The sequence below is a fragment of the Tsuneonella flava genome (assembly GCF_002870965.1).
Classification (GTDB): domain Bacteria; phylum Pseudomonadota; class Alphaproteobacteria; order Sphingomonadales; family Sphingomonadaceae; genus Tsuneonella; species Tsuneonella flava.
In genome coordinates this window covers 459364-485260 of the sequence record NZ_PHSO01000006.1, presented here as the reverse complement: position 1 = coordinate 485260, position 25897 = coordinate 459364, and the positions used below count along the sequence as shown (strand labels likewise).

23 protein-coding genes and 1 tRNA gene are annotated in these 25897 nt (G+C 59.6%); 12 read left to right on the top strand and 12 right to left on the bottom strand.

Features of this window, described 5'->3' with window-relative positions:
- Positions 1-10: 10 nt before the first annotated feature.
- Positions 11-448, bottom strand: a complete 438-nt coding sequence (locus CV013_RS12060; protein ID WP_102155905.1) for a group III truncated hemoglobin — start codon at positions 446-448, stop codon at positions 11-13.
- Between the two features lie 92 nt (positions 449-540).
- On the opposite strand from CV013_RS12060, the gene CV013_RS12055 reads away from it, so the two are divergent.
- From CV013_RS12055 to CV013_RS12050, 3 genes are all read left to right on the top strand, one after another.
- On the top strand, positions 541-972 hold the full coding sequence (locus tag CV013_RS12055) for an RrF2 family transcriptional regulator (protein ID WP_102155904.1): 432 nt from the start codon (positions 541-543) through the stop codon (positions 970-972).
- 190 nt (positions 973-1162) lie between these two features.
- Positions 1163-1333, top strand: a complete 171-nt coding sequence (locus CV013_RS15725; protein ID WP_190276473.1) for a hypothetical protein — start codon at positions 1163-1165, stop codon at positions 1331-1333.
- A gap of 124 nt (positions 1334-1457) precedes the next feature.
- A complete protein-coding gene (locus CV013_RS12050; RefSeq protein WP_102155903.1) occupies positions 1458-2531 on the top strand; it encodes a calcium:proton antiporter in 1074 nt (357 codons plus the stop codon).
- 28 nt (positions 2532-2559) lie between these two features.
- Here the strand turns inward: CV013_RS12050 and CV013_RS12045 are convergent, their stop codons facing one another.
- The 6 genes from CV013_RS12045 to CV013_RS12020 all read right to left on the bottom strand — a co-directional run bounded on the left by CV013_RS12045 (position 2560) and on the right by CV013_RS12020 (position 9512).
- Positions 2560-4104, bottom strand: coding sequence for a hypothetical protein (locus tag CV013_RS12045; RefSeq protein WP_123639904.1), 1545 nt, complete (start codon positions 4102-4104; stop codon positions 2560-2562).
- 20 nt (positions 4105-4124) lie between these two features.
- Positions 4125-4502 carry a GtrA family protein gene (locus tag CV013_RS12040; protein ID WP_102155901.1) on the bottom strand — a complete coding sequence of 126 codons (378 nt, stop codon included), beginning with the start codon at positions 4500-4502 and terminating at the stop codon, positions 4125-4127.
- Between the two features lie 87 nt (positions 4503-4589).
- Positions 4590-5621, bottom strand: coding sequence for a glycosyltransferase family 2 protein (locus CV013_RS12035; protein ID WP_102155980.1), 1032 nt, complete (start codon positions 5619-5621; stop codon positions 4590-4592).
- Positions 5622-5801: 180 nt separating this feature from the next.
- On the bottom strand, positions 5802-6836 hold the full coding sequence (gene adhP / locus CV013_RS12030; RefSeq protein ID WP_102155900.1) for an alcohol dehydrogenase AdhP: 1035 nt from the start codon (positions 6834-6836) through the stop codon (positions 5802-5804).
- 66 nt (positions 6837-6902) lie between these two features.
- On the bottom strand, positions 6903-8423 hold the full coding sequence (gene adh, locus CV013_RS12025) for an aldehyde dehydrogenase (RefSeq protein ID WP_102155899.1): 1521 nt from the start codon (positions 8421-8423) through the stop codon (positions 6903-6905).
- A gap of 135 nt (positions 8424-8558) precedes the next feature.
- The gene (locus CV013_RS12020; protein ID WP_102155898.1) at positions 8559-9512 is read right to left on the bottom strand and encodes a GAF domain-containing protein; all 954 of its coding nucleotides are present in this window, start codon (positions 9510-9512) and stop codon (positions 8559-8561) included.
- Between the two features lie 299 nt (positions 9513-9811).
- Between CV013_RS12020 and CV013_RS12015 the strand changes: the two genes are divergently transcribed.
- The gene (locus CV013_RS12015) at positions 9812-12376 is read left to right on the top strand and encodes a sensor domain-containing phosphodiesterase (RefSeq protein ID WP_102155897.1); all 2565 of its coding nucleotides are present in this window, start codon (positions 9812-9814) and stop codon (positions 12374-12376) included.
- A 61-nt stretch (positions 12377-12437) separates the two neighbouring features.
- Here the strand turns inward: CV013_RS12015 and CV013_RS12010 are convergent.
- The 4 genes from CV013_RS12010 to CV013_RS11995 form a co-directional block, all read right to left on the bottom strand.
- A tRNA-Lys gene (locus CV013_RS12010) sits at positions 12438-12513 on the bottom strand.
- A complete protein-coding gene (gene folK / locus CV013_RS12005; RefSeq protein ID WP_102155896.1) occupies positions 12504-13028 on the bottom strand; it encodes a 2-amino-4-hydroxy-6-hydroxymethyldihydropteridine diphosphokinase in 525 nt (174 codons plus the stop codon). Before folK ends, CV013_RS12010 begins: the two co-directional genes overlap by 10 nt.
- Positions 13029-13034: 6 nt before the next feature.
- Positions 13035-13886: an N-carbamoylputrescine amidase gene (gene aguB / locus CV013_RS12000; protein ID WP_102155895.1), complete on the bottom strand. Its 852-nt coding sequence runs from the start codon at positions 13884-13886 to the stop codon at positions 13035-13037.
- Positions 13887-13927: 41 nt separating this feature from the next.
- The gene (locus tag CV013_RS11995; protein ID WP_102155894.1) at positions 13928-14743 is read right to left on the bottom strand and encodes a class I SAM-dependent methyltransferase; all 816 of its coding nucleotides are present in this window, start codon (positions 14741-14743) and stop codon (positions 13928-13930) included.
- 98 nt (positions 14744-14841) lie between these two features.
- Here CV013_RS11995 and msrA point away from each other — a divergent pair, with 98 nt between their 5' ends.
- Positions 14842-15381, top strand: a complete 540-nt coding sequence (msrA, locus tag CV013_RS11990) for a peptide-methionine (S)-S-oxide reductase MsrA (protein WP_102155893.1) — start codon at positions 14842-14844, stop codon at positions 15379-15381.
- 369 nt (positions 15382-15750) lie between these two features.
- On the opposite strand, the gene CV013_RS11985 is transcribed toward msrA, so the two are convergent.
- Positions 15751-16701: a tyrosine-type recombinase/integrase gene (locus tag CV013_RS11985; RefSeq protein WP_223805195.1), complete on the bottom strand. Its 951-nt coding sequence runs from the start codon at positions 16699-16701 to the stop codon at positions 15751-15753.
- A 500-nt stretch (positions 16702-17201) separates the two neighbouring features.
- Here CV013_RS11985 and CV013_RS11980 point away from each other — a divergent pair, with 500 nt between their 5' ends.
- The 7 genes from CV013_RS11980 to CV013_RS11950 all read left to right on the top strand — a co-directional run bounded on the left by CV013_RS11980 (position 17202) and on the right by CV013_RS11950 (position 25881).
- Positions 17202-18335: a DUF2827 family protein gene (locus CV013_RS11980; protein ID WP_102155892.1), complete on the top strand. Its 1134-nt coding sequence runs from the start codon at positions 17202-17204 to the stop codon at positions 18333-18335.
- A gap of 125 nt (positions 18336-18460) precedes the next feature.
- Complete coding sequence (locus CV013_RS11975; RefSeq protein WP_223805196.1) at positions 18461-19576, top strand: DUF2827 domain-containing protein; 1116 nt, start codon at positions 18461-18463, stop codon at positions 19574-19576.
- Positions 19573-20142 carry a hypothetical protein gene (locus CV013_RS11970; RefSeq protein WP_102155890.1) on the top strand — a complete coding sequence of 190 codons (570 nt, stop codon included), beginning with the start codon at positions 19573-19575 and terminating at the stop codon, positions 20140-20142. Before CV013_RS11975 ends, CV013_RS11970 begins: the two co-directional genes overlap by 4 nt.
- Positions 20124-21296, top strand: coding sequence for a DUF2827 domain-containing protein (locus tag CV013_RS11965; RefSeq protein WP_223805197.1), 1173 nt, complete (start codon positions 20124-20126; stop codon positions 21294-21296). Before CV013_RS11970 ends, CV013_RS11965 begins: the two co-directional genes overlap by 19 nt.
- Positions 21297-21569: 273 nt before the next feature.
- Positions 21570-23144, top strand: a complete 1575-nt coding sequence (locus CV013_RS11960; RefSeq protein ID WP_157935771.1) for a glycosyltransferase family 9 protein — start codon at positions 21570-21572, stop codon at positions 23142-23144.
- Entirely contained in the window at positions 23141-24706 is a 1566-nt protein-coding gene (locus CV013_RS11955) for a tetratricopeptide repeat protein (RefSeq protein WP_190276477.1), read from the top strand. Before CV013_RS11960 ends, CV013_RS11955 begins: the two co-directional genes overlap by 4 nt.
- 5 nt (positions 24707-24711) lie before the next feature.
- Entirely contained in the window at positions 24712-25881 is a 1170-nt protein-coding gene (locus CV013_RS11950; protein WP_102155887.1) for an AGE family epimerase/isomerase, read from the top strand.
- Positions 25882-25897: the final 16 nt, after the last annotated feature.

Sequence of the window (25897 nt, the reverse complement as noted above, 5' to 3'; positions counted from 1 at the left end):
ATACTCCTTTTCAGGCATGGTCCGTCGCGGCAGCTGCGAGGCAGGCGGGCCGGGGGGAAGGTTTCGGTGCTGGCTGGCCATCCAGCCGGAAGAACATGGCGAGCTTGAGGCTCTCGGCGATACGCGCGGCCTTGGCTTGCAAGGCAGCGGCAGCGTCAGGAGCCATCAGTTCGTCAGTGGTCTCTGCCCACAGGGCAAGCCAGCGCTCGAACAGGGCAGGGGTAATGCGATCGCGATGCTTGATATGCGCAGGCACCGGGTGGCCCTTGTAACGTCCGCTGGCGAGCATGACCGAAGACCAAAAGGCGGCCAGCTTCTCTAGGTGCTCGGGCCAGTCGTGGATGGCGTCGTTGAAGATCGGGCCGAGCTCCTCGTCGGCACGGACGCGGGCGTAGAACGCGTCGATCAGACGGGCGAGGCCGGGATCGTCGATGCTGAGAGCTGGCATGGCTGCGACTCCAAATCATGTATCTTGGATGCATCTATACGTGCTCGCCAAAACATGCAATAAGAATACATGATTATTCTTGCGGAGCTGCGATGCGTCTGACGCGCTACACCGACTATGCCATGCGGGTGCTGCTATACCTCGGGCGGCAGCCGGGCGAGCTGGCCTCGATTTCCGCGATCGCGCGCGCCTATGCCATTTCGCAGAACCACCTGATGAAGGTGGTCAACGATCTGGTGAACGCGGGCTATCTGGAAAGCGTCCGCGGCCGCAATGGTGGTATCCGCCTCGCCCGCCCGCCGGAGGAAATCAACGTCGGCGCACTGGTTCGCCACACCGAGGACGATTTCGATTTGGTTGGCTGCGGTGCCTGTGTGATTGCTCCGGCGTGTGGCCTTACCAGTGTCCTCGAAGAGGGGCTCCTAGCGTTTCTCAAAGTCCTTGATGGCTATTCGCTGGCCGATGTGCTGGCGCGCAAGGGCGATTTTTCGCACTTGCTGGTGCCGATGAGTGTCAAGGATTAGCAGGTAAGCCTCGCTCGCCGACGCTCTGAGGTGATCGGCCAGTCTTGCGGCGGTGACACGCCATGAGCGACGAACACTCCCACCCGTTCAAGCAGGGTTTCAGGTCCTCCGAACAAAGGGGCCTACGCCAGAGCGGTGTGGCCTGGCAGAATTCTTCCTGCTGACTCCCGGAACGCCCTCTTCTAAGTTGATGGGAGGTGCCGCCGAATGTCGGAATTTGGGGCGCTTAGCTGCCACCATCGTCTATGACCCGGATATCCGCAACGATGGCAACGCGGCAAATGACGACTGCGAAACTGGCAATAACCGCCAAGTCATCACATCGCAGCAACTCGCTCAGAAGCTGGCCGAAGCCCACTGAAAACTCCTGCTCAACACTCCATCAGGGCGGCTTTGTGCCCTCGCACGTCTTCACCGCACAGCCATATTGTGAAATAGAGGGAGAAGATCGAAACTCTGATTGTTCCACCTTAGAAGGAGGTCCGATGCGAAAGCACCTTAGTTCCTGGGCCTCGTGGGGGCCGCTTGTCGCCTGGCTGGTTTTTGCGATGGCAGCTGTCGGCGCTGCACCAATTGCAGTTGTATCGTTCGGCGTGGCATTGGCGGTTATCTGTGCTGTCCACCATGCGGAAATTATCGCTCACAAGCTGGGCGAACCGTTTGGAACTCTCGTGCTCGCGCTGGCCGTGACGATGATTGAAGTGGGCTTGATACTCGCTCTGATGACGGCAGCCGCAGACGGTGCCGCTTCGCTGGCGAGAGATACCGTTTTCGCAGCGGTGATGATAATTCTCAATGGAATTATCGGTGTGTGTTTGCTGATTGGCGGCCTGTTTCACCGTGAGCAGTCGTTCCAGCAATCGGGCGTCAGCGCTGCTTTGGCGACGATTTGCGCGCTCACCGTACTCAGCCTCGTGCTGCCCAACTTCACTGTCAGCGAACCAGGGCCTGTCTATTCCAATGGGCAACTGGCCTTCGTCGCGATAGTATCGCTGGTTCTCTATCTGACCTTTGTGATGGTCCAGACCGTTCGTCACCGGGAGTATTTTCTGCCTCCCGCAAGCGAAACGCAGGATTGCGAAGACACGCTCGACCCGCCCAGCAATCGGACGACTGCCATATCGGCTGTGCTGTTGCTTGCAGCTCTGGGCGCGGTGGTCCTTCTGGCGAAGGAGCTGTCGAAGCCGCTTGACGATATGGTGCTGTCCATGGGCGCTCCACAAGCGGTGGTCGGTGTGATGATTGCCGTCCTGGTGCTGTTACCCGAAAGCGTCGCTGCGGTTCGGGCTGCGCTGCGTGACCGGATACAGACCAGCCTCAATCTCGCGCTCGGCTCAGCGTTGGCGACCATCGGCCTTTCCATTCCCGCAGTGGCAGCCTTGTCGCTGTTCGCAGGCCTGCCGATTGCACTCGGCCTGGGTAGCAAAGGTATTGTGCTGCTGGGGCTCACTTTGCTGGTGACGACACTGTCACTCGGCAATGGGCGGACAACTGTGTTGCAGGGGGTGGTGCATCTGGTGATCTTCGGGGTCTATCTGTTTACGACGATCGTTCCCTGACATTCCGGGCTGAGGTGGGCGGCTGTGCTTATCGCGCGGCCGTCGTCGAATTGGACAGAGAGGGCGGCGTAACCTTGTAAAGCATGCCGGCGCCCCGATGCGGCACCCGGCGCAGGTCCGCGAATTCAGGCATCTGTACAGGCAGTTCACCTACGACCCACACATAAGAGAAAGCATCACGCGGAACATGGCGCAAGACCTCTGTCAGTTGAGGGTAATATGGTTTCCTGCAATGGTCGGGCTGCGCCATCTGCGAAGGATCGCGCGCAAAATAGCCAGCAGCGGGATTGTTGATCTTCAGCGGATTCATCCCGGAAAACTCCCACTGATCGTTCACGATCGCATTGCGACGCACCAATGCCATACTGCCGACATGCCAGAGCAAAGGTGGAGCCCAACCGCCATCGCATGACTGGACTGCAAATGTAGCCAGGCGTGCTCCGACCGGTATCGAATTGAGCGTAGCCAGCGTTTGTTCCATTTCCTTTTCGCGCTCGACATAGGTGACCGTGGTGATGGCGCTGCGCGCTACAAAAAAGGCCAGCGTAATTACGGTCATCCAACGTGTTGTAGCTACTGGAAAACGCTCGGTTGAAATCGATAGCAGTACCAGCGCGTACATATATGGCACCAGCCGCATATCGGCGAAATAGGAGCCGAACACGCGGGACGGGAGAATGAGGAATGCCAAAGCACAGAAGATAGCCGCAAACGCCATGCGTCGATCAAACCGCGCCCATTTGCTTCGCAACGCCCAATAACCGAAAATGAACATAATCTGGAGTGACAGGCCATCGAGAATGATCGATCCTGTGCGAAGCGGTGAAGCGAGCCAGAATGCTTTGAGCAAAAGGGACCATTCGCCAGTCTTGCTCCCGACAGTGTCAGCCCGCCATGCCAGCATAGGGATAAGCGGGAATAGGAGAGGCCAGCATTCGCCCAGAACACGCAGGACGAGCGTTGGCAGACGATCCTTGCGCTCTATCGCATCGGCCAATGCGGCAGAACCGCACATCAGACCGAGGAAAGCCCAGCCATATGTATGGCACAGCCAGATGGCCGGGCCCGCAACAGCAAGCAACAGATGCGGCCACCATCGGCCCGCACTCTGACGCAAACGAAGCCAGGCCGCGAACGTCACCAGTGCCAGCGCCATCGCCAGTGAGAAGTTGAGGAAACCGAAATTGAACGGAAACCCATAGATCAGCGGCAGCGCGAGAATCGCGAAAGGGGTAATGCGGCCATGCACCTGTCGCGAAATGGCGAGGATTCCCGTCGCGGCCAGTAGCTGTGTGGCGATCACACTCGCCTTTACCGCCCCTTCGAGACCGAGGCGGGAGTGCAATACCTCCACCAGCAGATCGACGCCAAGGTTGCCGATGACCTTCCACTCAAATGCGTAATAGCGGGCGAGTTCCGGGCGATTGGCAAGGTCCGTCTGAATCACATAGCGGCCCAGATGGCCGTACAGATCGCTGAGCGGCGGCAGCCCGACAGCCAACAATGGCACAAGCGAAATGGCCACCAGCACGGCAAATGCGATGTAGCTCCACCGACCGCGTTTCGCGGTCAATAATTCGGACGCAGAGAAAATCATGACCGACCGGCAAACACGAAACGATGGGACAGGACGAACATCATCAGCGAATAGCTGACGGTGGCCGGTATCTGCGCCAGCGGATTGCCTGCCCCCAATGCGGATCGCGCTGCCCATAGTACGGCCAGATTCACGGTATAGGAAATGGCAAAGGCTACCAGAAAGCGGATGACTTCTCCGCCTGCCAGTCGCCCCTGGGTGCCGAACACATAGCGGCGGTTCAGCGTGAAGCTGACCATCAGGCCAAAGGCGAAGCCCGCTGCATTGGCGCTCACATCCCCCGCTCCGAGATACAGGCAGGCGAGAATCACCGAGTATCCGACGAGGGTATTGATAATACCCACCAGACTATATCGTGTAAAAAGCGCTGCCATTGCTCGTGTCACCAGTTGGGCAATTGATGGATGGCCATATGTCGGTTCACGTCGAGGCGGGAAGGGCCGGTCACCCGTCTGCTTGCTTTATCCGGCAGCTCGCAGACTTTCCGTGATTTCCTGATTCATGCGATGGACGGGGTTTGCAGAGAGAGCCGTCACAGCGGGCTGGCGATGGACCTCCGCAATCATAAACAGTGGACGGCGCTTGGTTTCCATATACATACGTCCAAGGTATTCCCCGAATACGCCGAGCACGAGCAGCTGCACACTGCCCATTATCAGGATCAGTCCCGCAAGGCTTGCCCAACCCCTGACTGCGCCACCCGTGAACCAGCCCCATCCGACCCAGGAAAGGGACAGCAGTCCGGCAATACCGAAAAGCATTCCGAGATGGGAGGCGAAGCGGAGAGGGACGATGGAGAAGCTGGTAACCGCATCGATTGCCAGAGCCAGCAGTCGTCTCATCGAATAATGAGTGTCACCTGCAAATCGCGCGTCGCGTTCGTAGTGAAGTGGAACCTGGCTGAAGCCAACCCAGCTAATCATCCCGCGGACAAAGCGGAAGCGTTCCGGCATCGCCTGCAGGTGATCGGCAACACGCCTTGTCATCAGGCGAAAATCGCCCGTGTCACGGGGAATATCGGTATCGATCAGTTTGTCCAGCAAACGATAGAACATCGCTGACGTAAACAGCTTGATCGCGGTTTCGCCGTTACGCGATTTGCGTTGGCCATATACCACATCGTTTCCGGCTCTCAGCTTTTCCAGCATCGGGCCGAGTAATTCGGGCGGATCCTGCAAATCGGCATCAAGAATGAAAACATAATCGCCCTGCGCGTGCGACAGCCCGGCAGACAGCGCAAGTTGCTGGCCATGATTTCGCGAAAGGTCGATGCCGGCAATCCGCGAATCCCGATCGGCGTGATCGCATATTTTCTGCCAGCTACTGTCGGTTGACCCGTCATTTATCAGCAGGATTTCGAACCGGCTGTCGAACTGCTCTTCACAGGCGGGAACCAGTCGCTCGATCAGGGCGTCAATGCCGGTTTCTTCGTTATATATCGGAACGACAACAGATAACGTGGAAGCTCTGATCGCCTGCTGAGTGGCCGACATGAAATATCCCCCTTGAATGGCGGACATATTCCTATGCCGATATGGTAAATGAGTGGTAAATTGCCGTCAGGGACTGCCCTTGCTCTGACCTAGAAGGTTGCCTGGCATCTTCCGTGCAGGCGGCAGTTATACCGGCAGGGCTACCGGCAAGACTGCCACCATCTCCGCACGGGGTTGTTGCTATTGCGCCATGTCGAGCACGATGCGTCCTTCGATCTGTCCCTTACGCATTTTGTCGAACACCGAATTGATATCGTCCAGCTTAGCGGTGGAAATCGTCGCCTTGACCTTGCCGTCAGCAGCGAAATCGAGCGACTCCTGAAGGTCGAGGCGCGTACCGACAATGGAGCCGCGCACGGTGATGCCGTTCAGCACCATGCCGAAGATGTTGAGCGGGAAATCGCCCGGCGGCAGGCCATTGAGTGCCACGGTGCCGCCGCGCGCGATCATGCCGACTGCCTGTTCGAATGCTTTCTCGCTCACCGCCGTCACCAGTGCGCCGCGTGCGCCGCCGCCAGTCAGCCGCTTCACCGCGGCTGCGGGGTCAGCTTCGGTGCGGGCGTTGACCGTCTCCACCGCGCCGAGCTTGCGCGCGAGTTCAAGCTTGGCGTCGTCCACGTCCACCGCGACCACGTTCATCCCCATGGCAACTGCATATTGCACCGCCATGTGCCCCAGACCGCCAATACCGGAGATAACCACTGCATCGCCCGGCTTGGTATCGGTCATCTTCAGGCCCTTGTAGACCGTGACGCCCGCGCATAGCACCGGTGCGATTTCGTTGAAGCCGATATTGTCGGGCAGGTGGCCGACATAGTTGGGGTCGGCCAATACATAATCGGCAAACCCGCCATTGACCGAATAGCCGGTGTTGAGCTGGCTTTCGCACAATGTCTCCCATCCGCCGAGGCAGTGGGTGCAGTGGCCGCAAGCGGTGTAGAGCCACGGCACGCCAACCCGGTCGCCTTCCTTCACATGGGTGACGCCCTTGCCGACGGCGGAGACGAAGCCCACGCCTTCATGACCCGGAATGAACGGCGGCTCCGGCTTGACCGGCCAGTCGCCTTCGGCGGCATGCAGATCGGTATGGCATACGCCCGACGCCTGAATCGCCACCTGGATCATGCCCGGCTGCACTTCGGGCACCGGCACTACCTCGATCCGCAGCGGCTCGCCAAATGCGCGGACGACCGCGGCTTTCATGGTCTTGCTCATGGAATGTCTCCTGAATGGGGTTGGGAGAGGCGGTGCGGCGGAAATGCGCCGCACCAGTCCGTCGCCTCAGAAAAAGCCGAGCTTCTTGGGGCTGTAGCTGACCAGCATGTTCTTGGTCTGCTGATAGTGATCGAGCATCATGCGGTGGTTTTCACGCCCGATGCCCGACTGCTTGTAACCGCCGAACGCCGCATGGGCGGGATAGGCATGGTAGCAATTGGTCCACACACGCCCGGCCTTGATGGCACGGCCAAAGCGATAGCAGGTGTTGGCATCGCGGCTCCACACGCCCGCGCCCAGGCCATAAAGCGTGTCGTTGGCGATCTGCAGCGCTTCGTCCTGATCCCTGAAAGTAGTCACCGAGAGGACGGGGCCGAAAATCTCCTCCTGAAAGATACGCATCCGGTTGTTGCCCCGGAATACGGTCGGCTTGACGTAATAGCCTCCGGCAATCTCGCCTTCGAACCGCGCGGCCTCGCCGCCGGTCAGCAGTTCGGCGCCTTCCTGCTTGCCGATGTCGATATAGGAGAGGATCTTTTGCTGCTGTTCGGAGGAGGCCTGCGCGCCGATCATGGTTTCGAGGTCGAGCGGATTGCCAGCCTTGATCGCCTCGACGCGCTTGATCGCGCGCTCCATGAAGCGGTCGTAGATGCTCTCGTGCACCAGCGCGCGGCTGGGGCAGGTGCAAACCTCGCCCTGATTGAGGGCGAACATCACGAAGCCCTCGATCGCCTTATCGAGATAGTCGTCATCCTCGCGGCACACGTCTTCGAAGAAGATGTTCGGACTTTTGCCGCCCAGCTCCAGCGTGACCGGGATCAGGTTTTCGGTGGCATATTGCATGATGAGGCGGCCAGTGCTCGTCTCACCGGTGAAGGCGATCTTGGCGATCCGGCTGCTACTGGCGAGCGGCTTGCCCGCTTCCACACCAAAGCCATTGACCACGTTGACGACGCCAGCGGGCAACAGATCGCCGATCAGCTCCATCAGCACCATAATCGAGGCCGGGGTCTGTTCGGCAGGCTTCAGCACCACACAATTGCCCGCCGCCAGCGCCGGTGCAAGTTTCCACACCGCCATCAGGATCGGGAAGTTCCACGGGATGATCTGGCCGACCACGCCCAGCGGTTCGTGGAAATGGTAGGCGACCGTATCGTGGTCGATCTCCGAAATGCCGCCTTCCTGCGCGCGAATACAGCCCGCGAAATAGCGGAAGTGGTCGATCGCCAGCGGAATGTCGGCAGCCATCGTCTCGCGCAGCGGTTTGCCGTTGTCCCATGTCTCGGCAATGGCGATCTTTTCGAGGCTCTCCTCCATCCGGTCCGCAATCCGGTTGAGGATCAGTGCGCGCTCGGCTGCGCTGGTGCGGCCCCATGCGTCCTTTGCCGCATGCGCTGCGTCGAGCGCGGCTTCGATATCCGCCGCCTGACTGCGCGCAATCTTGCCGACCGACTTGCCGGTGATCGACGAGATATTGTCGAAATAGCGCCCGTCCTTGGGCGCGACCCATTTGCCGCCGATGAAGTTGTCATACTTCTCTGCAAAGGGCGCGGTCATGGCAGCCGCCGGGTTGGTTTGCATATCCATCAGTTCATCCTCTCACGATCGCCGGACGCTCCCGGTCGCGAGCACGATGGTCTCGCGAAAACGGGTCGCTGAAAAGAGGCTGGGGCAATAAGATGGGCTACACTGTCTCGATATCGAGACAGGTCGAGGGTGGTGTCACGCTCGCTTCAGGCCAACCTTCTCCATCCGGCGGTAGAGCGTGGCCCGACCGATACCGAGCGCTTTGGCCGCTTGCGTTGCATTGCCATCGGCCTGAGCCAGAGCGCGTCGCAATACAGCTCGCTCGGAATCGTGAAACGATGGTGTGCCTTCACTTTCGTTGCCGAGGATTTCAGCAGCGCTGCGGCACCCGGCCAGGCAGGCATCGGTGAGTTTGAAGCGATAGCGCGCGGCATGAGTGGCACCGATGACCAGATCATCCCTATCGACAGCGAGCAAAGCCGCGTCGCCGCCGGGGAGGTTCGCGTCGATGATGCGGTGCCCCTTGAAATGCTCCCGAAAGATGCCGCTTTCGATCCTGCGCGCAGCATCCTGAACGATTTTCTGTACCAGCGCGCCCATCGCTGCAGTGTGATCGTCGCGGCAATTGGAGATGTCGAGCGCTCCAATCAGCCGACCCGCCGCGTCTCTGACGGGAGCATCCATGCAACTGATGCCGATGTTGCGACTGGCGAAGTGCTCGTCGCGGTGAATCGTAACCGGGCGTCCTTCTACGAGGCAGGTTCCGATCCCATTGGTGCCTTCGCGGCTTTCGCTCCAGACGCCGCCCGCGGTCAGCCCGATCTTGTCGAACATCTCGCGATCGCCGGCTCTGCTGCGTGCTTCGAGAATGACGCCGTCATTGTCTGAAAGCATCACTGCACAACCGGTGGCCGCCACGGTCTGGAACAACTGGTCGAGCAGCGGACGGGCAACCTCCAGCATCAGTTCATGCCGCTGCCGCCGCTGAGTAAGGTCGCAGCCCGATACGAGTTCAGGCGTTCGGTCTGCGCTAACATCAAGGCCATGTTTCAAGCCGGACCGACACCAACTGGCCGCGACAAACGACTGCCCGGCACTCGTGGTTGAATGCAACACCTCTGCTACAGAGTGTTCGTGCTGGCCTTTCATGATTCTCCTTTTAGCCTATTTCGATCGGGCTGACGACCATCGACATAGTAAGGCCAATACGACTTGGTCAGAAATCGGCCTGAGGTCGCAAATCAACTGCCCGATCGCGCGCCAATCAGGACATCGAACGAAACGAAGATGCCCTCACTCGTCACTGGGGTTTGGGCGCGATGCAGCGCCTGCTCGCAGTGCCGGCCGGCAGCATCCCAATGATATTGCTGGGAATATAACGCCTCTCTAGCGGTTGTTGGAAGGTGGCGGTTTACGACTTTGTAAGCCAATTTTGCTATGTAATATCGATGGACCTTTCGAACGCCCCATCTATCCCATTCAGCGAAGCTGGCAGGCTTTCGGCACTTCTCGATCTGGAAATTCTGGACACTCCAGCCGAACGCGATTTTGATGAGCTTACCCGCCTTGCCGCAACAGCGCTCGGTGTTGCCAGCTCCGCGATCAGCCTGATCGACAAGGATAGGCAGTGGTTCAAGGCACGGCATGGAATTCCATTCACGGAAACTCCCCGTGATGTCGCTTTTTGTAATTCCGCAGTTGCTTCGCGAGATCTACTCGTTGTGCCCGACGCCACGCTGGACGAACGTTTCAGTTCGAATCCCCTCGTATCGCAAGAGGGAGGGATACGATTTTATGCCGGGGCACCGCTTATCGCCACCTCAGGCCACTGCCTTGGCGCGCTGTGTGTGTTCGACCCGGTCGCCCGCGAAGGCCTCACTGAAGCACAGCGAGCAATGCTTATGGACCTGGCCAGACTTGCCACCGACCTGATCGAGTGCAGGCGCTTGCGTAACATGGGCGAAATAGCGGCCCGTGTGGTTGACGCCACTTCCGATGCGGTGGTCGCGGCCGATCGCAAGGGAACAGTTGTTTATTGGAATCCTGCTGCCGAACGGATTTTTGGCCGTTCTCGCGAAGAGGCCCTTGGTCGTCATGTCGATATGATCATCCCCGCCCGACTGGCGAAAGATTATCGCGAGATGTTTGAGAGGGCGACCGCGGGTGGCGGCCGCGGAGATTTGGGTGGCTTTGTCGAGATGGCTGGCCTGCGGGCGGACAGTAGCGAGTTCCCCATCGAGATATCGCTTGCCAGATGGGGCTCGGGGTCACCCGTTGGCGGCTTTGCAGCGATCATTCGCGACATCACCGCGCGCAAGGCAGTCGAGCGGGAGCGCGAACACACTCAGTCCTTTCTGGATACGGTGGTTACTAACCTGCCCGCTATGCTGTTCGTTAAGGATACACAGACTCGCCAGTATCTGATGGTGAACCAGGCTGGCGAGGATGCAATAGGTCGACCTGCGAGCGAAATCATCGGTCATACGGACCGAGAGCTTTTCCCTCGAAATGGTGCGGATTACGAGCGTCGCGACAGTGAGACGATCGCATCGGGTTCTGCAAAGGTTTTCGAAAGCGAATTCATTCGTGATGATGGTCAGTCAGTCCATTTTCGCACTATACGCAAAGTGATTGATGGCCCCGATCGGCCGGGCCAATACCTGCTTGGCATTTCAGAAGATGTGACCGCCACCCGGCTTGCAGAGGCTGAGGTGCTGCGTCTGGCTCACTACGATTCCCTGACCGGATTGCTCAACCGCACAAGCTTTACCGATGGGTTATATGGGCTTGTCCGAAAAGGCGAACCCTTTGCGATGCTCAGCATCGATCTCGATCGGTTCAAGGCGATCAATGACCAGTTTGGTCATCCTGTTGGCGACGTAGTTCTGTCTCAGGTGGCCGACCGGCTCAGCGAGGCAGTTCCTCAGGAAGGGTGGGTGGCGCGCATTGGCGGAGATGAGTTCATTGTATTCCTTACGGGCGCGCAATTGCGCGAGCGTGCAGATGAACTTGCGTCTTCAATCCTAAACAGCCTTGCCGATCCATTTCCGACAGACCGTGTAGTGGCGCATGTTGGCGCTTCTATTGGTATTGTCCTGATGCCTCAGGATGGTTCTACGACCGAGCAGCTGCGCGAAAACGTGGATCTTGCGCTTTATCGCGCAAAGCGAATGGGCAAAGGCAAGGCTTGTTTTTTCAACCCGGAGATGGACGCTGACGCGCAAGATCGCCGCAAACTCGAAACCGAACTGCGCGAAGCTGTTGAGCGGGACGAACTCGATCTGGCCTATCAGCCGATATTTTCCGCTAGAACCGGACAGATCACCAGCGCCGAGGCGCTGGCGCGCTGGACCCATCCCGATCGTGGACCGATCCGCCCGGATATCTTTATTTCCGTTGCGGAAGAATGCGGTCTGATTGATCGTTTGGGGGAACAGCTGTTGCGCCGCGCGTGCTGCGCCGCGCAAAGCTGGCCAGACCACGTGCGGGTTGCAGTCAACCTTTCCCCGCTTCAATTTCATTCGGGCAGACTTATCGAAACGGTCCGGCGCGCGATAGACTCTTCGGGTATTCGCGCCAACCGTCTGCAGCTCGAAGTAACCGAAGGCCTCGTCATTCAGGACGTTGACCGAACTTTCCAGCAACTGGAAGAGCTCCGCGCGCTCGGTATTCAGGTGCTGATCGATGACTTCGGTGTGGGATACTCCTCGCTTAGCTATTTTCAGCGTTTCCCATTCGACAAGGTCAAGATCGACAAATCATTCGTCGACGAGATCGCGACGTCACGCACGGCAAAGGCAATTGTTCAGGCCGTGGTCGGGCTCGGCAGCGCGCTTGGAATGGGTGTGGTGGCCGAAGGCATCGAGACAGAGGAACAAATGCGCCTTTTGATCGAAGGCGGCTGTACACATCTGCAGGGCTACTTGCTCAGCAAGCCCGTGAGCGCCCATGTATTTCAGCAAATGCTGGCGAGGCCTCACAATTTTGGGATCAAAGCGACAAGGGCAGCATAAGCAATCCTGTCACTGACGCTCACCACCGCCCCTAAGTGGCGCTAAAGTACAGCTGCAAAGGTGGTGAGCCCTGCTGGGTTCGAACCAGCGACCTACTGATTAAAAGTCAGTTGCTCTACCGACTGAGCTAAGGGCCCGACCACGCGGGGGGCACTAGCAGCGTCACCGGATGGGTCAAGCGGTGAAGTAACTGGCGCAGTGTAAAGCCTGATATTGGGTCGCGCCAGGCGGGGGCAATCGCGGCAGCCGGGGCGAGGGCGAAGGTGCGCTGGCGGAACAGCGGATGCGGGATAGTCAGGTGCGGGCCGAACCAGATTCCGCCACTCCATAACAGGATATCCAGATCCAGCACGCGGGCGGACCATGGCTGGCCGGTGCGCTTGCGCCCGAAGGCCGTCTCTATCGCCTGAAGTACGGCGAGGAGCGCCTCTGGCCCCAGATCGGTCGCAATCAGTGCGGCGGTGTTGGCGTACCGCCTCCGCGAAGGGCCGAGCGGGGCGCTTTCGATTGTCGGGGCAATGGCCTGTAGTTTCAGCCCATTGTCCTGCATCGCTGCGATCGCTGCGGAGAGAACTTTACGCGGAGGGCCATGCCTGATGTGCCGCACGTTGGAACCGAGTGCGACGATATAGCGGTGCCCGATCTGGCTCATCGCGAATCAGATGTCTTGTGCGATTCGGCCATAAAGCTGCGGCCGCCGGTCGCGGAAGAATCCCATACCTGCGCGATGCTTCGCCGCTTGCGCCAGATCGATCCGGGCAACGATCACGCCGCTGTCCTGCGCGCCGAATTCGGCCAGATAGTCGCCCCATTCGTCTGTGATGAAGCTGTGGCCGTAAAATGCCTGCCCGTCTTCGCTGCCGATCCGGTTGGCCGCGATCACCGGCATGCAATTGCTGACCGCATGGCCGAGCATGGCCCGCCGCCACATCCGGCTGGTGTCGAGGTCTGCATCGTAGGGTTCGGAACCGATGGCCGTCGGATAAAACAGCAGTTCGGCCCCCATCAATGCCATCACGCGGGCAGATTCGGGATACCACTGGTCCCAACAGATGCCCACGCCGATACGGGTGCCGCACACGTCCCACACTTTGAATCCGTCGTTGCCGGGGCGGAAATAGTACTTTTCCTCGTATCCCGGCCCGTCGGGGATGTGGCTCTTGCGATAAGTGCCGAGTATCTCGCCATCGGTGCCGATCATCGCCAGCGTGTTGTAGTAATGGTGCCCGTCGCGTTCGAAGAAACTGGTGGGGATCGCTACGCCCAGCTTTTGCGCCAGCGCCTGCATCGCGATCACCGATGGGTGTTCGCGGGTCGGTCGGGCGAGAGCGAACAGTTCCTCTTCTTCCACTTTGCAGAAATAGGGGCCCGAAAACAGTTCCGGCGGCAGTACGATCTGCGCGCCTTGTGCCGCGGCCTGTTCCACCAAAGCGGACACGGCAGCGATATTGGCCTGCTCGTCGTGCGACGACAGGTCGAGTTGCAGGGCGGCGACGGTTATCTGGCTCATGCGCGCGGATTACTGGGGCGGCCGGGCGAAGTCCACGGCGATTACCGCTTGCGGAACAACAGAGTCATACGGTCGCTCTCGCCCACGGCCTTGCGCGCTTCGTTTTTGGACGAAAGCCCCGGCGGCAGTTCCCATACCCCGCCGGGCCAGTCTGCCGTGTCTTTCGGGTTGGCGTTGATCTCGCTTGTACCGACAAGGGTAAACCCGTGCGCTTCGACCAGGCCGATGACATCGTTTTGCCGCAAGTAGCCTTTGCCGCCGTTGGTATAATCGCCACTGGCCCACGGTTTGGCGCGGTGCTGGACAATGCCGAGCATCCCGTTGTCGGCCAGCAGATCGCGGATGCGGCCGAGTTCTATTCGCAATGCGCCCGAACGGAGCAGGTTATGCATCTCGCGGAAGATCAGCACTCGATCGACTGTACCCTGCAGAGTGTCGGGCAGTTCGCTAGAGACATAAGTCGAGACTGGTGCGCCGGAGAGGTTCCACTTCGGGCTGGCTTCGGCAAACTTCGCGGGCAGTGCCGCGAAATAGCGGGCGTTCCCTTCCACTTGTGCCGCAGACGGATCGGGCATCAGGCCGATATACCGGCCGTTTTTGCCGAGATACGGGACAAGCACGCGGGTGTACCAGCCACCGGCGGGCATATAATCGACCACGGTCATTCCCGGTTCGACGCCGAAGAACGCCAGCGTCTGCGCCGGGTGGCGAAAGGCGTCGCGGGCATGATCGTCGGCGCGATTGGCCTGTGACAGTGCAGCTTCCATCGCCGGTGATATCCGTGGATCGGCCATAGCGGGCGCAGGCATAGCGGCAAGGACAGTCGCGGCGAGTGCGGCGGCTAATATGCGGCGCATGATGTTCTCCCCTTCGTTGGAACGGCGAACCTACGCGATGGTGTGGCGATGACAAGCGGACAGGTGCACCCTATCTCCTTGAACGAAGGAGATTTGGAATGAGCGAGCAGGCAATCGTCGCCGGTGGATGCTTCTGGTGTACCGAAGCGGTGTTTCGCGACGTGATCGGGGTGAGCGCGGTCGAAAGCGGCTATATCGGCGGTACAGTGGCCGATCCGACTTACAAGCAGGTCTGCGGCGGTGATACCGGCCATGCCGAAGCGATCCGGGTGACATACGATCCGGCGGTTATCACTTTGCCGGAAATCTACGACGTATTCCTCGGCACTCACGATCCGACCCAGCTCAACCGTCAGGGCAACGATGTGGGTACGCAGTATCGCAGTGCGATCTTCGTGGTCGACGACACCCAGCGCGAGGAAGCTGTGGCGGCAATATCGCGCTGGAACAGCGATCATGCGGATCGGCAGGCCGTGACGACAATCGAAGAAGCCACGACATGGTATCCGGCGGAGGATTACCATCAGGAGTATTGGGATGGTGAAGGACAGCGCAACCCCTATTGCCTGGCTGTCATTCCGCCCAAACTGATGAAGCTGCGTAAGAGCTTTGCCGCCAAGGTTCGGTCCGACGCCTGACGCATTCGGCAATCCGTTCAGTCTCGCGTGTTCGAGGCTGAACGGTGGGCCGCTTGTTACACAGTCCTGAAGCTCTTTTCCCGTCGGCTCGCATGCCGATCCGGGCTCGCTTGTTTGCGTGCAGAAGGGAGAGGCGAGATCGCGGCGCATCGCGATCGGATAGGGTGAATATCCGCTGTAGGACAGTTGTGCCGCGGCAGGCATGCGGCCTGAGCGGCCTTAAATCCTGTAAATGGACGTTGTTACCATTGAGGCGCCTGCGCCTGCGCGCTCAACTGCAGGCAGTCGATGATCAGCCCCGCCCGATCCACGGCGACGCTACCCGCGCTTTGACTGATTCAGGCTACACAGGTTGTTACAAAAAACTTACTATGCGTATTGAGTGCTAAAAATCAATGATTTCAACGATATAATGGCGATACACTTTAACCAATTGTGTAACCTTTGGCAATTGAAAATCTTTGACACGGTCGATGTGCCCTGAGTTGCTGCACTCACCTCTTTCGCCAGCTGGCGAATTTCTTCCTTATTGTTTTCAGATGTTTGCTGAAGGTCTTTGCGTAGTTCGCGACACGTGCGTTCCTGCATCACCGGACACGGGGGTACAGGTTGCAAAACACCCGTAGGGCAACTGCAACCGACCCATTCTGTGCCTTTCGGGTATCTATTTTCATTTGAAATCAATGGCCTAATGTCGGTATCTGGGCGCATCGTCTCACTTGGCTGAATGGTGGTTTGCGAGCCTGGCCACATGCGGGCGGCGATCTCCCGCTCCTCCGGGCCTACGGCATGAGTATATATCGCGGTGGTTTTGAGATCCGCATGGCCGAGCCAGCGCTGGACGAGAGGCAGCGGCACCTTCTGCTGTATGGCACGAATTGCGAACCCATGCCGCAGACCTTTGGGGGATGCCTGCTCTCCGACTACTCCAGCGGCAAGCATTGCGCTGCGAACGTAACGATAAGCCGTCATACGCGCCCACGGCCACAACCTTTCGTTAGGTGCGCGAGCATCTGAAACTAATATTTTTAATATTTCGAGATAGTTATCCGGAAGGGGAATGGACCTGAAATGCGTCTTCTTCCGCTTCTTCAAACTTTGAACGACAACCACTTTCTGATCGAAGTCGATCTGTTCGGCGGTAAGGGCGAGCGCTTCGGATATGCGACACCCTGAATGATACAGCATCAGGCAAAAGGCCTGGATCTGAAGGGGTCGCTTCTCTGCCGCCCCAAGAAATGCGTCCAATTCGGATGATGTCAGATACTTTCTCTGACCTCCATCGGAAAACATTCCGAAATCATAATGCATATCATTCATGAGATTAATAATCCCCTCATTATCGAATAAGTTATGGTTATATTTCGCTAAAATATCTCTAAAAGTTACACAATTGGTTATTCCGTCACAACAGCTCAAATCAGCAAGAGTGTGCAGGGAAAAACCATTTTGGCTGCAATTGTTTGCCTCCAGAAATCTGATGCAGACAAATCTGTATTGAATTTCAGCGCCTTACATGTGTGGGTGGCTGGAAATGGTAAACGCGCGTCTGGCTTGGCTCTGGCGCGATTGCGCGGTGCTTTGCTGCGCGGTGGCTTCTTTCCGCACTCTCTTGTCCCAATGGTTCGCTCACGCGCCGTCTCACGCGTTAGCGTGCGTTTGGTTGGCGGTGATATTTCGAATTCTTGCGCCCAGTCGCTCCCGGCTGGTCGCAAGGGGGGGTTGCGTTCTGGTCAGTCAACGATCCCAAACTGGCTAGGGTGTGACCTCCCAACTCTTTGCGGGCGGCATCGGATTGCGGGTGCAATCGGAGGTGGCTGATGCGGGTAGGGATCTCGGTCCTCACCGCGGAGGGGAGTGATATCTGGAGCAATGGCATCGGGCAGAATGCATTTCATCTTGCCAGCCTGCTTTGTTCGATTCCTTTTGTGGAGCAGGTGGTGCTGCTCGATTGCGGCGGGCAGGGGCAGCTGCCTGCGCATACCGGCCCCGTTGGTCAGCAATTTCCCCTGATTCCGATTGAGGAAGCCGATGGCGCGATCGATGTCGCGATTGAGCTCTCGGCCGGGCTCGATGCAGAATGGACCCGGCGTTTTCGTGCGCGCGGCGGCAAAGTCGTGGCCCATATGTGTGGGCAGCCATATGCCATTCTGGTCGAGCCGACCATTTTCAATCGCCCGACCTATTTTGGCCTTGCTGAACGCTGCGACGAAGTCTGGCTCTTGCCCAAGGACCGGCCGTTTTCTGCAATGATGCGCGGCCTGCATCGCTGCCCGGTGGAAGAGGTGCCGTACCTCTGGTCGCCTGTTTTCCTCGATCAGACAGTTGAAATGATTGAGCGGGAAGGGCTCAGCTTTGGGTATCGGGCCGGGGCTCTGGCCAAAGGCTCGGTGTCGGCTGCTATTTTCGAGCCCAATATTTCAACCATCAAAATGGGGATTGTTCCCTTTCTGATCTGTGAGGAGGTGCAGCTGGCCGATCCCTCGGCGCTTGCCCGCCTGCGCTTCATGAACACGGCGCAATTCGCGGAACACCACACATTCGTGATGATGGTCGGCGGATCGTCGCTCTACAAGGCGGAGAAGGTCACGCTGGAGGGGCGCGACTATTTTGCGCGGGTCATGGGGGACGGGATCGATATCGTCGTCAGCCACCAGATCGATTGTCCGCAAAACTATCTCTACCTCGATGTACTGGCGGGCGGATATCCGCTAATTCATAACTCGCCGCTGTTTGCCGACGTGGGATATTATTACCCGGCGTCGGATATCGATGCCGGGCGCGCTCAGTTCGAACTGGCCTGTCGCGAGCATGACCGTAATCTCACAAGCTATCGCGCGCGGGCAAATGAGAAAATTGCCTCGTTGAGCCCGACAAATTCCGCCAACCGCGATGTCTACGCACGCCGATTGCTGGAGGTCGCCAGTCGCCCCGCGCGGAGGTGTGCGGCATGAGCAAGGTTGCCACACGTCCGAAGCGAAACGCGCCCTCAAAATCCAAGTTGAGTGCTTCCTCATCCCCGGCGGGAAAGGGGACAAAGAAAGGTGGCGGTGGTTCGGGCAGACCCCGGCGGCTCAAAGTGGGAGTTACCCTTTTCCTCCGGGAGGGGCAGCAGAGCCTGTGGGAAAATGGCATTTTCCAGAACTGCTATTTCCTTCTGATGCTGCTTGAGCGCTCGCCGCTGGTCGAGAAGTGCTTCATTATCAACGGTGGTCCGGGGGATCCGAAGGCGGCGGGTGATTTCCTCTCGCTCTCTCCTGCGCCAGTCATCTCGTTCGACGAAGCGATGGATACGCTCGATCTCGCAATCGAGCTGAGCGCGCAATTCGATATCGAATGGGTGCGTCAGTTTGGCGAGCGGGGTGGGCACACGATTACGATGCACGTCGCCAACGATTTCGTGCTCGATATGGAACGGATGGCGTTCGATCGCCCGCCTGCGATGCTGATGTCGCGTGCGCCATACGACCGCATCTGGACGTTGCCAGCTTTCGAGGAAACGTGCGCGCCATACTACCGCGCCGGTTTTCATGCGCCGGTGCGGGCAATGCAGCATTTGTGGAGCCCGCTGCTGCTCGAACGCACGCTCGCCGGCGCGGGGGCAGAGCGGTCGTTCGCTTACGTTCCAGGTCGCAGCAGCTGGCGCCTCGCAGTGATGGAGCCGAACATCTGTATGGTCAAAACCTGCCACCTGCCGATCCTGCTCAGCGATCTGGCGTATCGGCGCGATCCGAACGCGGTCGAGGCGCTGTGGGTCTATAATGCAATGGAGCTGCGGGAGCACAGCGCGTTCACCGCCTATGCCCGGTCGATGGATGTGGTGCAGCACGGCATTGCCAGTTTCGAACCGCGCATCCCGGTGTTCGACGTGCTGGGGCGGCAAGCTGACGCGCTGGTGTCCCACCACTGGCATAACGCGCAGAACTATCTGTATTACGAAGCGCTGTATGGCGGTTTCCCGCTGATCCACAATTCGCATCTGCTGGATGGATGCGGATATGCCTATCGCACATTCGATCCCGAAGATGGCGCGCTTGCCTTGTTGCAGGCGCTGGCATCGCATGATCGCAATCTCGAAGGTTACCGCGCCGATGCGCGGCGATTGCTGGCGCGGCTCGATCCGTGCAGCGACGCTAACGTGGCGTCCTACACCCGCGCAATGGCCGAAGCCTGCGGGATGGAGGTGTCGGCATGAGCGGCGCGCGCATCCTTCGTGCGGCAGGTGTTCTGTCGCTGGTCGCTGGTGGAGTTCTGGCTGGCTATCTGGCGCGTCCCGTGCTGGCGGCGGCGCCCGCCAATGCTGCGGCCGGTTCGCCGCCGCTGGTCGCCCTGGCGGCGCAACAGGTTGGTGTGCGTCGGTGTTTGCCTGCGATCAACGCGGTGGCGCAGCGTGGCGTGGCCGGGGCGACGATGCAGGACATCGTCATCAACTGGGATCACGATTCACCCGACGGATCGCCATTCTTCTCGCTCACCGGGCTGGGCGCGGGAGAGCGGCGCGCGGCGCTGTCGATCACCACAATCCCGACAGCCAAGGGTGGTTGTTCCGTTCTCGTTGAGCGGGTGTCGTCCTCTGCGGCCACTTGCAAGACTGTGGCAGAGAGGCAGCTGGGCAATGCTGTCGGTGCGCCGCTGCTTGATGGGATTCTGGTCTATCGGAGCAAGGAGCGGCCTGAGGAAACCTTCACGCTGGTGCAGAATACCGAAAACTGCACGATCATCCGCCGTCAGGCGGCATTCGAATGGCCCCCGCGAAAATGACGCGGCGGCACGCCTTGGAGATCGGCATTACGATCGGGCTGCGTCAGCCTGACGAGAGCCTGTGGACCAACGGGATCAAGCAGAACGCTTTGTTCCTGGCCAAGTTGCTCAGTGCGTCGCCGCTTGGACACCGTGTCGTGTTGCTCAATACGACCGATGTCGCGATCACCGATGCGCTGCCCTGGTCGCTGTCCGACTTCCCGACGATGCCGTTCGACCGGGGAAGTGCGGGGCTCGACGTTGTGATCGAACTGGGCGGGCAGGTCAGCCCGGCGCAGACCGATCGCCTTCGCAAACAGGGCACCCGTCTGGTCAGCTATTGCTGCGGTCCCGAATATGTCCAGAACATCGAAGCGATGATCTTCCGGCGGCCGCTATGGAGCGATCTCTACGTCAATCCGCACTATGACGAATTGTGGATCATCCCGCAGATTTTCGATCTCAACCGGGGTTTTCTGCAGACATTGCGTCGCTGCCCTGCGCGGCGCGTGCCGTTCGTGTGGGATCCGATGGCGCTTGAATCGGTAGTGGGCGATTATCCTGACGCGGGAACTTATCGTCCGCATGACGGGCCGCGACGTCTGTCGGTGATCGAACCGAATATCGATGTACTGAAATTCTGCCTTTATCCGGTGCTGATTGCCGAACAGGCCTATCGCGCGGTCCCGGATGATGTCGGCTACCTTCATGTTGCCAACGCCGATACGCTGGCCCGCGAAGGGCGCGAATTCACTCGTCTGATGCTGCAGCTGGATATCGTCCGGGCGCAGAAGGCCAGCTTTATTGGTCGCGTCCAGACCCCTGCCTTTCTGGCAGAGGCGACCGACATCGTGATTTCCCACCAGTGGGGTTTGGCGCTCAATTACTTTTACCTTGAGGTGTGCTGGCAGGGATATCCGCTGGTTCACAATGCCGAAATCGTTGCCGATCTCGGTTACTACTATCCGGGACACGATCTTGAACTGGGCGCTGCCCTGCTCCGGCGTGCGATGGCAGAACATGATCGCGACTGGCAGAGTTACACCGCGCGTCAGCGTCAGCGTATTCAGCGGTTTCTGGCGACCGACCCCGATCTGGCCGCCAGTTATGACGATCTTCTGTTCGATCTGATGGAGCGCACGGCGGCGCGAACCCCGCAGGAGACTGCGGCATGACCACCTGTCATTCCAGCTCCACTTTACCGACCACAGCGCTCTGTCGGGCGAGCGGTAAGGACTGTCGCCGCAATCCGGCGATACGCCGAACAAAACATCGAAATCTTCCCCGATCCGTATGGCGAGGCGGCTCTCTCCCTCCCGTTCGGATTGTCCCCGGGGAAGGGGTGCCGAATTTCCGCTGTGCGGCGATCGGCGCCCACCCGTTTTTGGGTGCGTCTGTTCAGCGCCACGATTGTCACAATGCCAACAGCAAGACGCAAGGGGGGCAACATGGCTGAGCCGGGCATCCACCAAATGCCGACCTGTGAAGACGCGCTCGCTGCGTTGAATAATGGCGACCGCGCCCGATGTGGCGAACTGGCGGTAGCGATACTCGCGCACGATCTCGATAATGGCCTGGCGCACACGCTGCGGGACGCATCGCTCACTGATGAGTGGGTGGCGCTGGCAGCGGCGCATTGTGCGGCAGCATGTCGCAACTCCCCGCTCAACCCGCAGGCATGGGTACACCGCGCCATGTTCTACGAGCGGGTTGATAGGCATGATAAGGCACTGGACTGTTCTCGTCGAGCACTGGCGCTTGATCCTTTGCATATCGATGCTCTGGCGGTCGGTACGCAGAACTTCCGGGTCAACGAACTTTTCGATGAAGCCATCGCTCTTGCTGAACGGTTGCGACAGATCGCGCCCGATCATCCATCCGGTTACATCAACGCGGCGATCGCGCTGCAATATCTGGAGCGATACGAGGAGGCCGACGCTATGTTTGCCCTCGCGACTGAAATGGTGGAAGATCGGGGGCACCTCGACTGGGAGCACTTCCACTCGCTGCTCGCCCGGCAGCATTTTGCCGAAGCTTGGCCGAAATACGAAACCCGGTTCAAACCATCGGTCAATAGCGGTGTAACCGACTTCCCGTTCGACTGTCCGCGCTGGTCAGGCGCAGGTTCGGACCATGTCCTTGTTTATGGGGAGCAAGGGCTGGGCGACCAGATTATGTTCGCTTCTGCCATTGCTGATCTGCAGGCGAATTGTGCCCAGGTAACTCTGGCGGTCCATGAAATATTGGCTGGCTTGTTTCGCGCCAGTTTTCCCGGTGTGTCGGTCGTGACCATGCCTGCTGATAGCGGGGTCAGAGAATGCGCCGATGTGCTCGCCCGCGCCGGTGCGGTTCGGAAGGTGGATTCGGTGCTTGCAATCGGTTCGCTGATGAGCCGGTTTCGCAACCGTCGCGATGCGTTTCCGGGAACCCCCTATCTTCGTCCGTCGGAAGCTGCGCGCGATTTCTGGAGGCGGCGGCCTGACTGGGCGGAAGGTAATAAGCAGGTGCGGGGACAGCGCGCATTGCGTGTGGGGATTTGTTGGGCCTCCAACCCATCAATGGGTCGATTTGCTGGCTCCATGCGGGCGCGCCACAAAACGATGGCGCTGGCAGAAATGCTGCGTCTTGTAGACATTGATGGTGTCGTGCCGGTTGCGATCACGAATGTGCCGCTGACAGCATTCGAAGGCGGCGATGCTGTCGCGGGTCGGGTAATCGATATTTCCGCCGACCTGCTCAGTCTCGATCGCACTGCGGCGGTGCTCGAACAACTCGACTTGCTGGTTACGGTTGACACGGGTGTGGCCCATCTGGCGGGCGCGATGGGTGTGCCGGTCTGGATACTGCTCAACCGCAGGGGAGACTACCGCTGGGGCGAATGGGGCGCGCAGTCGAGTTACTGGTACGATAGCGCGCGCCTCTACTGGCAGGATACGCTGGGTGACTGGACTGGCCTGATCGATCGGGTTCGTCAGGATCTTGTCCGCAAGGTAGAAGATCAACGCGTGGGAGAATGCGCGTGAACCTGCTCCCACTCCGCCAGCAGGCGCTCGACGCGCATTTGCGCGGCGATACTGCGAAATCGCGCGAACTTGTCCTGTCGGCAGGGCCGCAGGCGATGTCGGATCCGCTTATGCTGCAACTGCTGGCGATCGGGCTGGGATCGCCACCAGACGAGCGTGTGCTATATGAATTCGCGGCGACCGATACCGAGATTCCCGACGCGGATGCATGGTTCAATCGCGGCGTAGTCGAAGATGCGGCAGGGCGGATCGATCGGGCATCCCTGCATTACGCGCAAGCCTTGCGGATCGATCCGCGTCATCATGGCTCGCTCAACAATCTGTCCGATCTGCTGCGCCGGCAAAGGCGGTATGACGAGGCGTGGCAGCGCATCAGTCAGTTGTTGGATGCGGGCGGCAATCCGGCCGGGCTCGAACTACGTATTGCCAAGATTGCCGACGATTGCGGGAAGCTGGCCGAGGCGCGGCACTGGTTCGCCGCTGCGGAGGAGCGATCCGGTCATGCCCCGGCTATCGTGTGGGAACACGCGATGCAGCAATTGCGCGATGAGGAATTCCCGGCGGGCTGGGATAATTTCGAGCATCGCCGCACAATATTCCCGCACGATGCGATGGCGATCGTTTCCTATTCCATGCCCGAGTGGAGCGGCGATCCGTTGAACGGGCGCTCGCTGCTGGTGCATAAGGAGCAGGGGCTGGGCGATCAGATCATGTTCGCTTCGTGTCTTGGCGATCTTCCCTGCGATCCGGCCAATCTCCACCTTGCGGTATCGCCGCCGCTGGCGCGCCTGTTCGCGGCGAGTTTCCCCGAAGCGCACGTGTGGTCGAGCGTGTCGACAACCGGGCGAGAGGGGGAAGAGTTTCAGCCCTGGCTCGAACTGGCGCGGCCAATCGATTGCCAGATACCGATCGGCAGCCTTCCCCGCCATTTGCGGCGGGAGGGATTTGCCCGGCCGCAACCATATCTCTCCGCGCCCGAGGCGGATATCGCAATCTGGCGCAACCGCCTTCTGCAACTTGCGCCCGAAAGCGCCGCGCAGTTCCGCTGTGGGCTGGTCACCGTGGCGCGGCGGGATGGCGTGGTATTGCCGGGAGAGGCGGACGGAAATTCCAAAACGGTGCCGTCCGCGCTGGTGCATCGCTTCGATCTGCCCGGCATCGCGTGGTTTGGGCTGCACGACAAGTCCGGCGTGGCGGAACTGAGCGCGATGCCGATCCCGAATATTGTCGACACCAGCGACTGGCTGTTCGATCTGGCCGATACCGCGGCGCTGATTGCCTGCCTCGATGTGGTGGTCGCGGTCGATACTGCTGTCGCGCATCTCGCGGCGGCGATGGGCAAGCCGGTGTTGCTGATGCTGCGCCGGAGCGCCGACTGGCGCTGGGGCCGCAAACGGCGCGACAGTTACTGGTATCCCGATGTCCGGGTGTTCCGCCAGACGCATGAAGGCGATTGGGCACCGGTGATCGAAGCGGTGGCGGAACGGCTGGCGCTGTTGCGCGACCGCGCGAGCGGCAAGCCAGCCCGTAATCCGGCATCCGGCAAAGGGCGGCGGCGGTGAGAGGGATGCAAACCGCGTCTGCCCGGCTGGAACCGATGGAACTCGCGAATGCCAGCGCGGTGGAACGCTATGTCGCGTGGGTCGCGGATAGCGCGCTTCCGTATTGGGCGCAAAGGCGACCCAATCTGATTCTGCCCTTTGCAGAGCAGCTCGATCGGGCCGGTCATTCCGCATGGCCGGGATATTTGCGCCTGCGCGTCGTGGCGCGGCAGGTTTCGGTTTACGCACAGGTTGCCGAAGCGGGGCTGACGTGGGCATTGCCCGTGGCCGAAAATGGCTGGCAGGCGATGAAGCGTTATTTCTGGTCGACGGTTTCGGGCTGGCATGCGCGCGTGGGCAGTAACGGGCAGGCGGTCGATACCGAATTCGCGCTCTACGATCAGGCGTTTGCGCTCTATGCCTGTGCCCATTGGGCGCGGGTGTCGGGGGCGCAAATGCCGGTCGATATGGCGTGCCGCACGCTCGACCTGATCGATCGCCGCCTGCGCCTGAACGAACAGCCTGGCTGGCGCACCGCGTCGGACAATCATGAACACGATCAGAATTCGCACATGCATTTTCTGGAAGCGCTGCTCGCGCTTCTTGAAGTGGCGCCGGAATGGCGGATCAGGGGCCGGATAGAGGAAATCCTCGACCTACTTGCGACACGCATGGTCGATCCGAACAGTGGGGCGGTGCTCGAATGGTTCGGCATGCGCTGGCGTTCGCCACACGATGGCGGAGTAGTGGAGCCGGGGCATCAGTACGAATGGGCATGGTTGCTCGCGCAGGCAGCAAGGGCGGGGTTTGCCTGCGATGCACCGGCCCGTTCGATGCTGGCATTTGCCGATAAACATGGCTGGTCCTCGAAAAACGGCCTGATTTACAACTCCTGTCGGACCGACGGAACCGTTTTGAGCCCCCATCACCGCCTTTGGCCGCATTGTGAAGCGTTGCGCGCGGCGACCGTTCTCGACGATTCAAAGGCAGGTGCAGAGCGCGCCGAACGGATTGCCGCACACATCATGAGCAGTTTCGCCGGACGCCCTTTCGCGGAAGGGTGGGTCAGCGATCTGGACGAGAACGGCGTTCCGATGGTCGATACAGTGCCTGCGTCGTCGCTCTACCATTTGTTCGAAGCAGCACTGGCGCTTGTCGGCTGCGGCTGGGCCACATTCCCGCAGGCGGCGCGATGACGAACGCTTTCATCGC

Excerpts from the sequence above, each read along its gene's own strand:
- CV013_RS11965 (WP_223805197.1), top strand. The coding sequence starts at position 20,124 with ATGGCCCCCGCGAAAATGACGCGGCGGCACGCCTTGGAGATCGGCATT.
- CV013_RS12055 (WP_102155904.1), top strand. The coding sequence starts at position 541 with ATGCGTCTGACGCGCTACACCGACTATGCCATGCGGGTGCTGCTATAC.
- msrA (WP_102155893.1), top strand. The coding sequence starts at position 14,842 with ATGAGCGAGCAGGCAATCGTCGCCGGTGGATGCTTCTGGTGTACCGAA.
- CV013_RS12040 (WP_102155901.1), bottom strand. The coding sequence starts at position 4,502 with ATGGCAGCGCTTTTTACACGATATAGTCTGGTGGGTATTATCAATACC.
- CV013_RS12015 (WP_102155897.1), top strand. The coding sequence starts at position 9,812 with ATGGACCTTTCGAACGCCCCATCTATCCCATTCAGCGAAGCTGGCAGG.
- CV013_RS11970 (WP_102155890.1), top strand. The coding sequence starts at position 19,573 with ATGAGCGGCGCGCGCATCCTTCGTGCGGCAGGTGTTCTGTCGCTGGTC.
- CV013_RS12050 (WP_102155903.1), top strand. The coding sequence starts at position 1,458 with ATGCGAAAGCACCTTAGTTCCTGGGCCTCGTGGGGGCCGCTTGTCGCC.
- CV013_RS12060 (WP_102155905.1), bottom strand. The coding sequence starts at position 448 with ATGCCAGCTCTCAGCATCGACGATCCCGGCCTCGCCCGTCTGATCGAC.
- CV013_RS15725 (WP_190276473.1), top strand. The coding sequence starts at position 1,163 with ATGGGAGGTGCCGCCGAATGTCGGAATTTGGGGCGCTTAGCTGCCACC.
- CV013_RS11980 (WP_102155892.1), top strand. The coding sequence starts at position 17,202 with ATGCGGGTAGGGATCTCGGTCCTCACCGCGGAGGGGAGTGATATCTGG.
- adhP (WP_102155900.1), bottom strand. The coding sequence starts at position 6,836 with ATGAGCAAGACCATGAAAGCCGCGGTCGTCCGCGCATTTGGCGAGCCG.
- adh (WP_102155899.1), bottom strand. The coding sequence starts at position 8,423 with ATGGATATGCAAACCAACCCGGCGGCTGCCATGACCGCGCCCTTTGCA.
- CV013_RS11995 (WP_102155894.1), bottom strand. The coding sequence starts at position 14,743 with ATGCGCCGCATATTAGCCGCCGCACTCGCCGCGACTGTCCTTGCCGCT.
- CV013_RS11950 (WP_102155887.1), top strand. The coding sequence starts at position 24,712 with ATGCAAACCGCGTCTGCCCGGCTGGAACCGATGGAACTCGCGAATGCC.
- folK (WP_102155896.1), bottom strand. The coding sequence starts at position 13,028 with ATGAGCCAGATCGGGCACCGCTATATCGTCGCACTCGGTTCCAACGTG.
- CV013_RS11960 (WP_157935771.1), top strand. The coding sequence starts at position 21,570 with ATGGCTGAGCCGGGCATCCACCAAATGCCGACCTGTGAAGACGCGCTC.
- CV013_RS12020 (WP_102155898.1), bottom strand. The coding sequence starts at position 9,512 with ATGAAAGGCCAGCACGAACACTCTGTAGCAGAGGTGTTGCATTCAACC.
- CV013_RS12035 (WP_102155980.1), bottom strand. The coding sequence starts at position 5,621 with ATGTCGGCCACTCAGCAGGCGATCAGAGCTTCCACGTTATCTGTTGTC.
- CV013_RS11985 (WP_223805195.1), bottom strand. The coding sequence starts at position 16,701 with ATGAATGATATGCATTATGATTTCGGAATGTTTTCCGATGGAGGTCAG.
- aguB (WP_102155895.1), bottom strand. The coding sequence starts at position 13,886 with ATGAGCCAGATAACCGTCGCCGCCCTGCAACTCGACCTGTCGTCGCAC.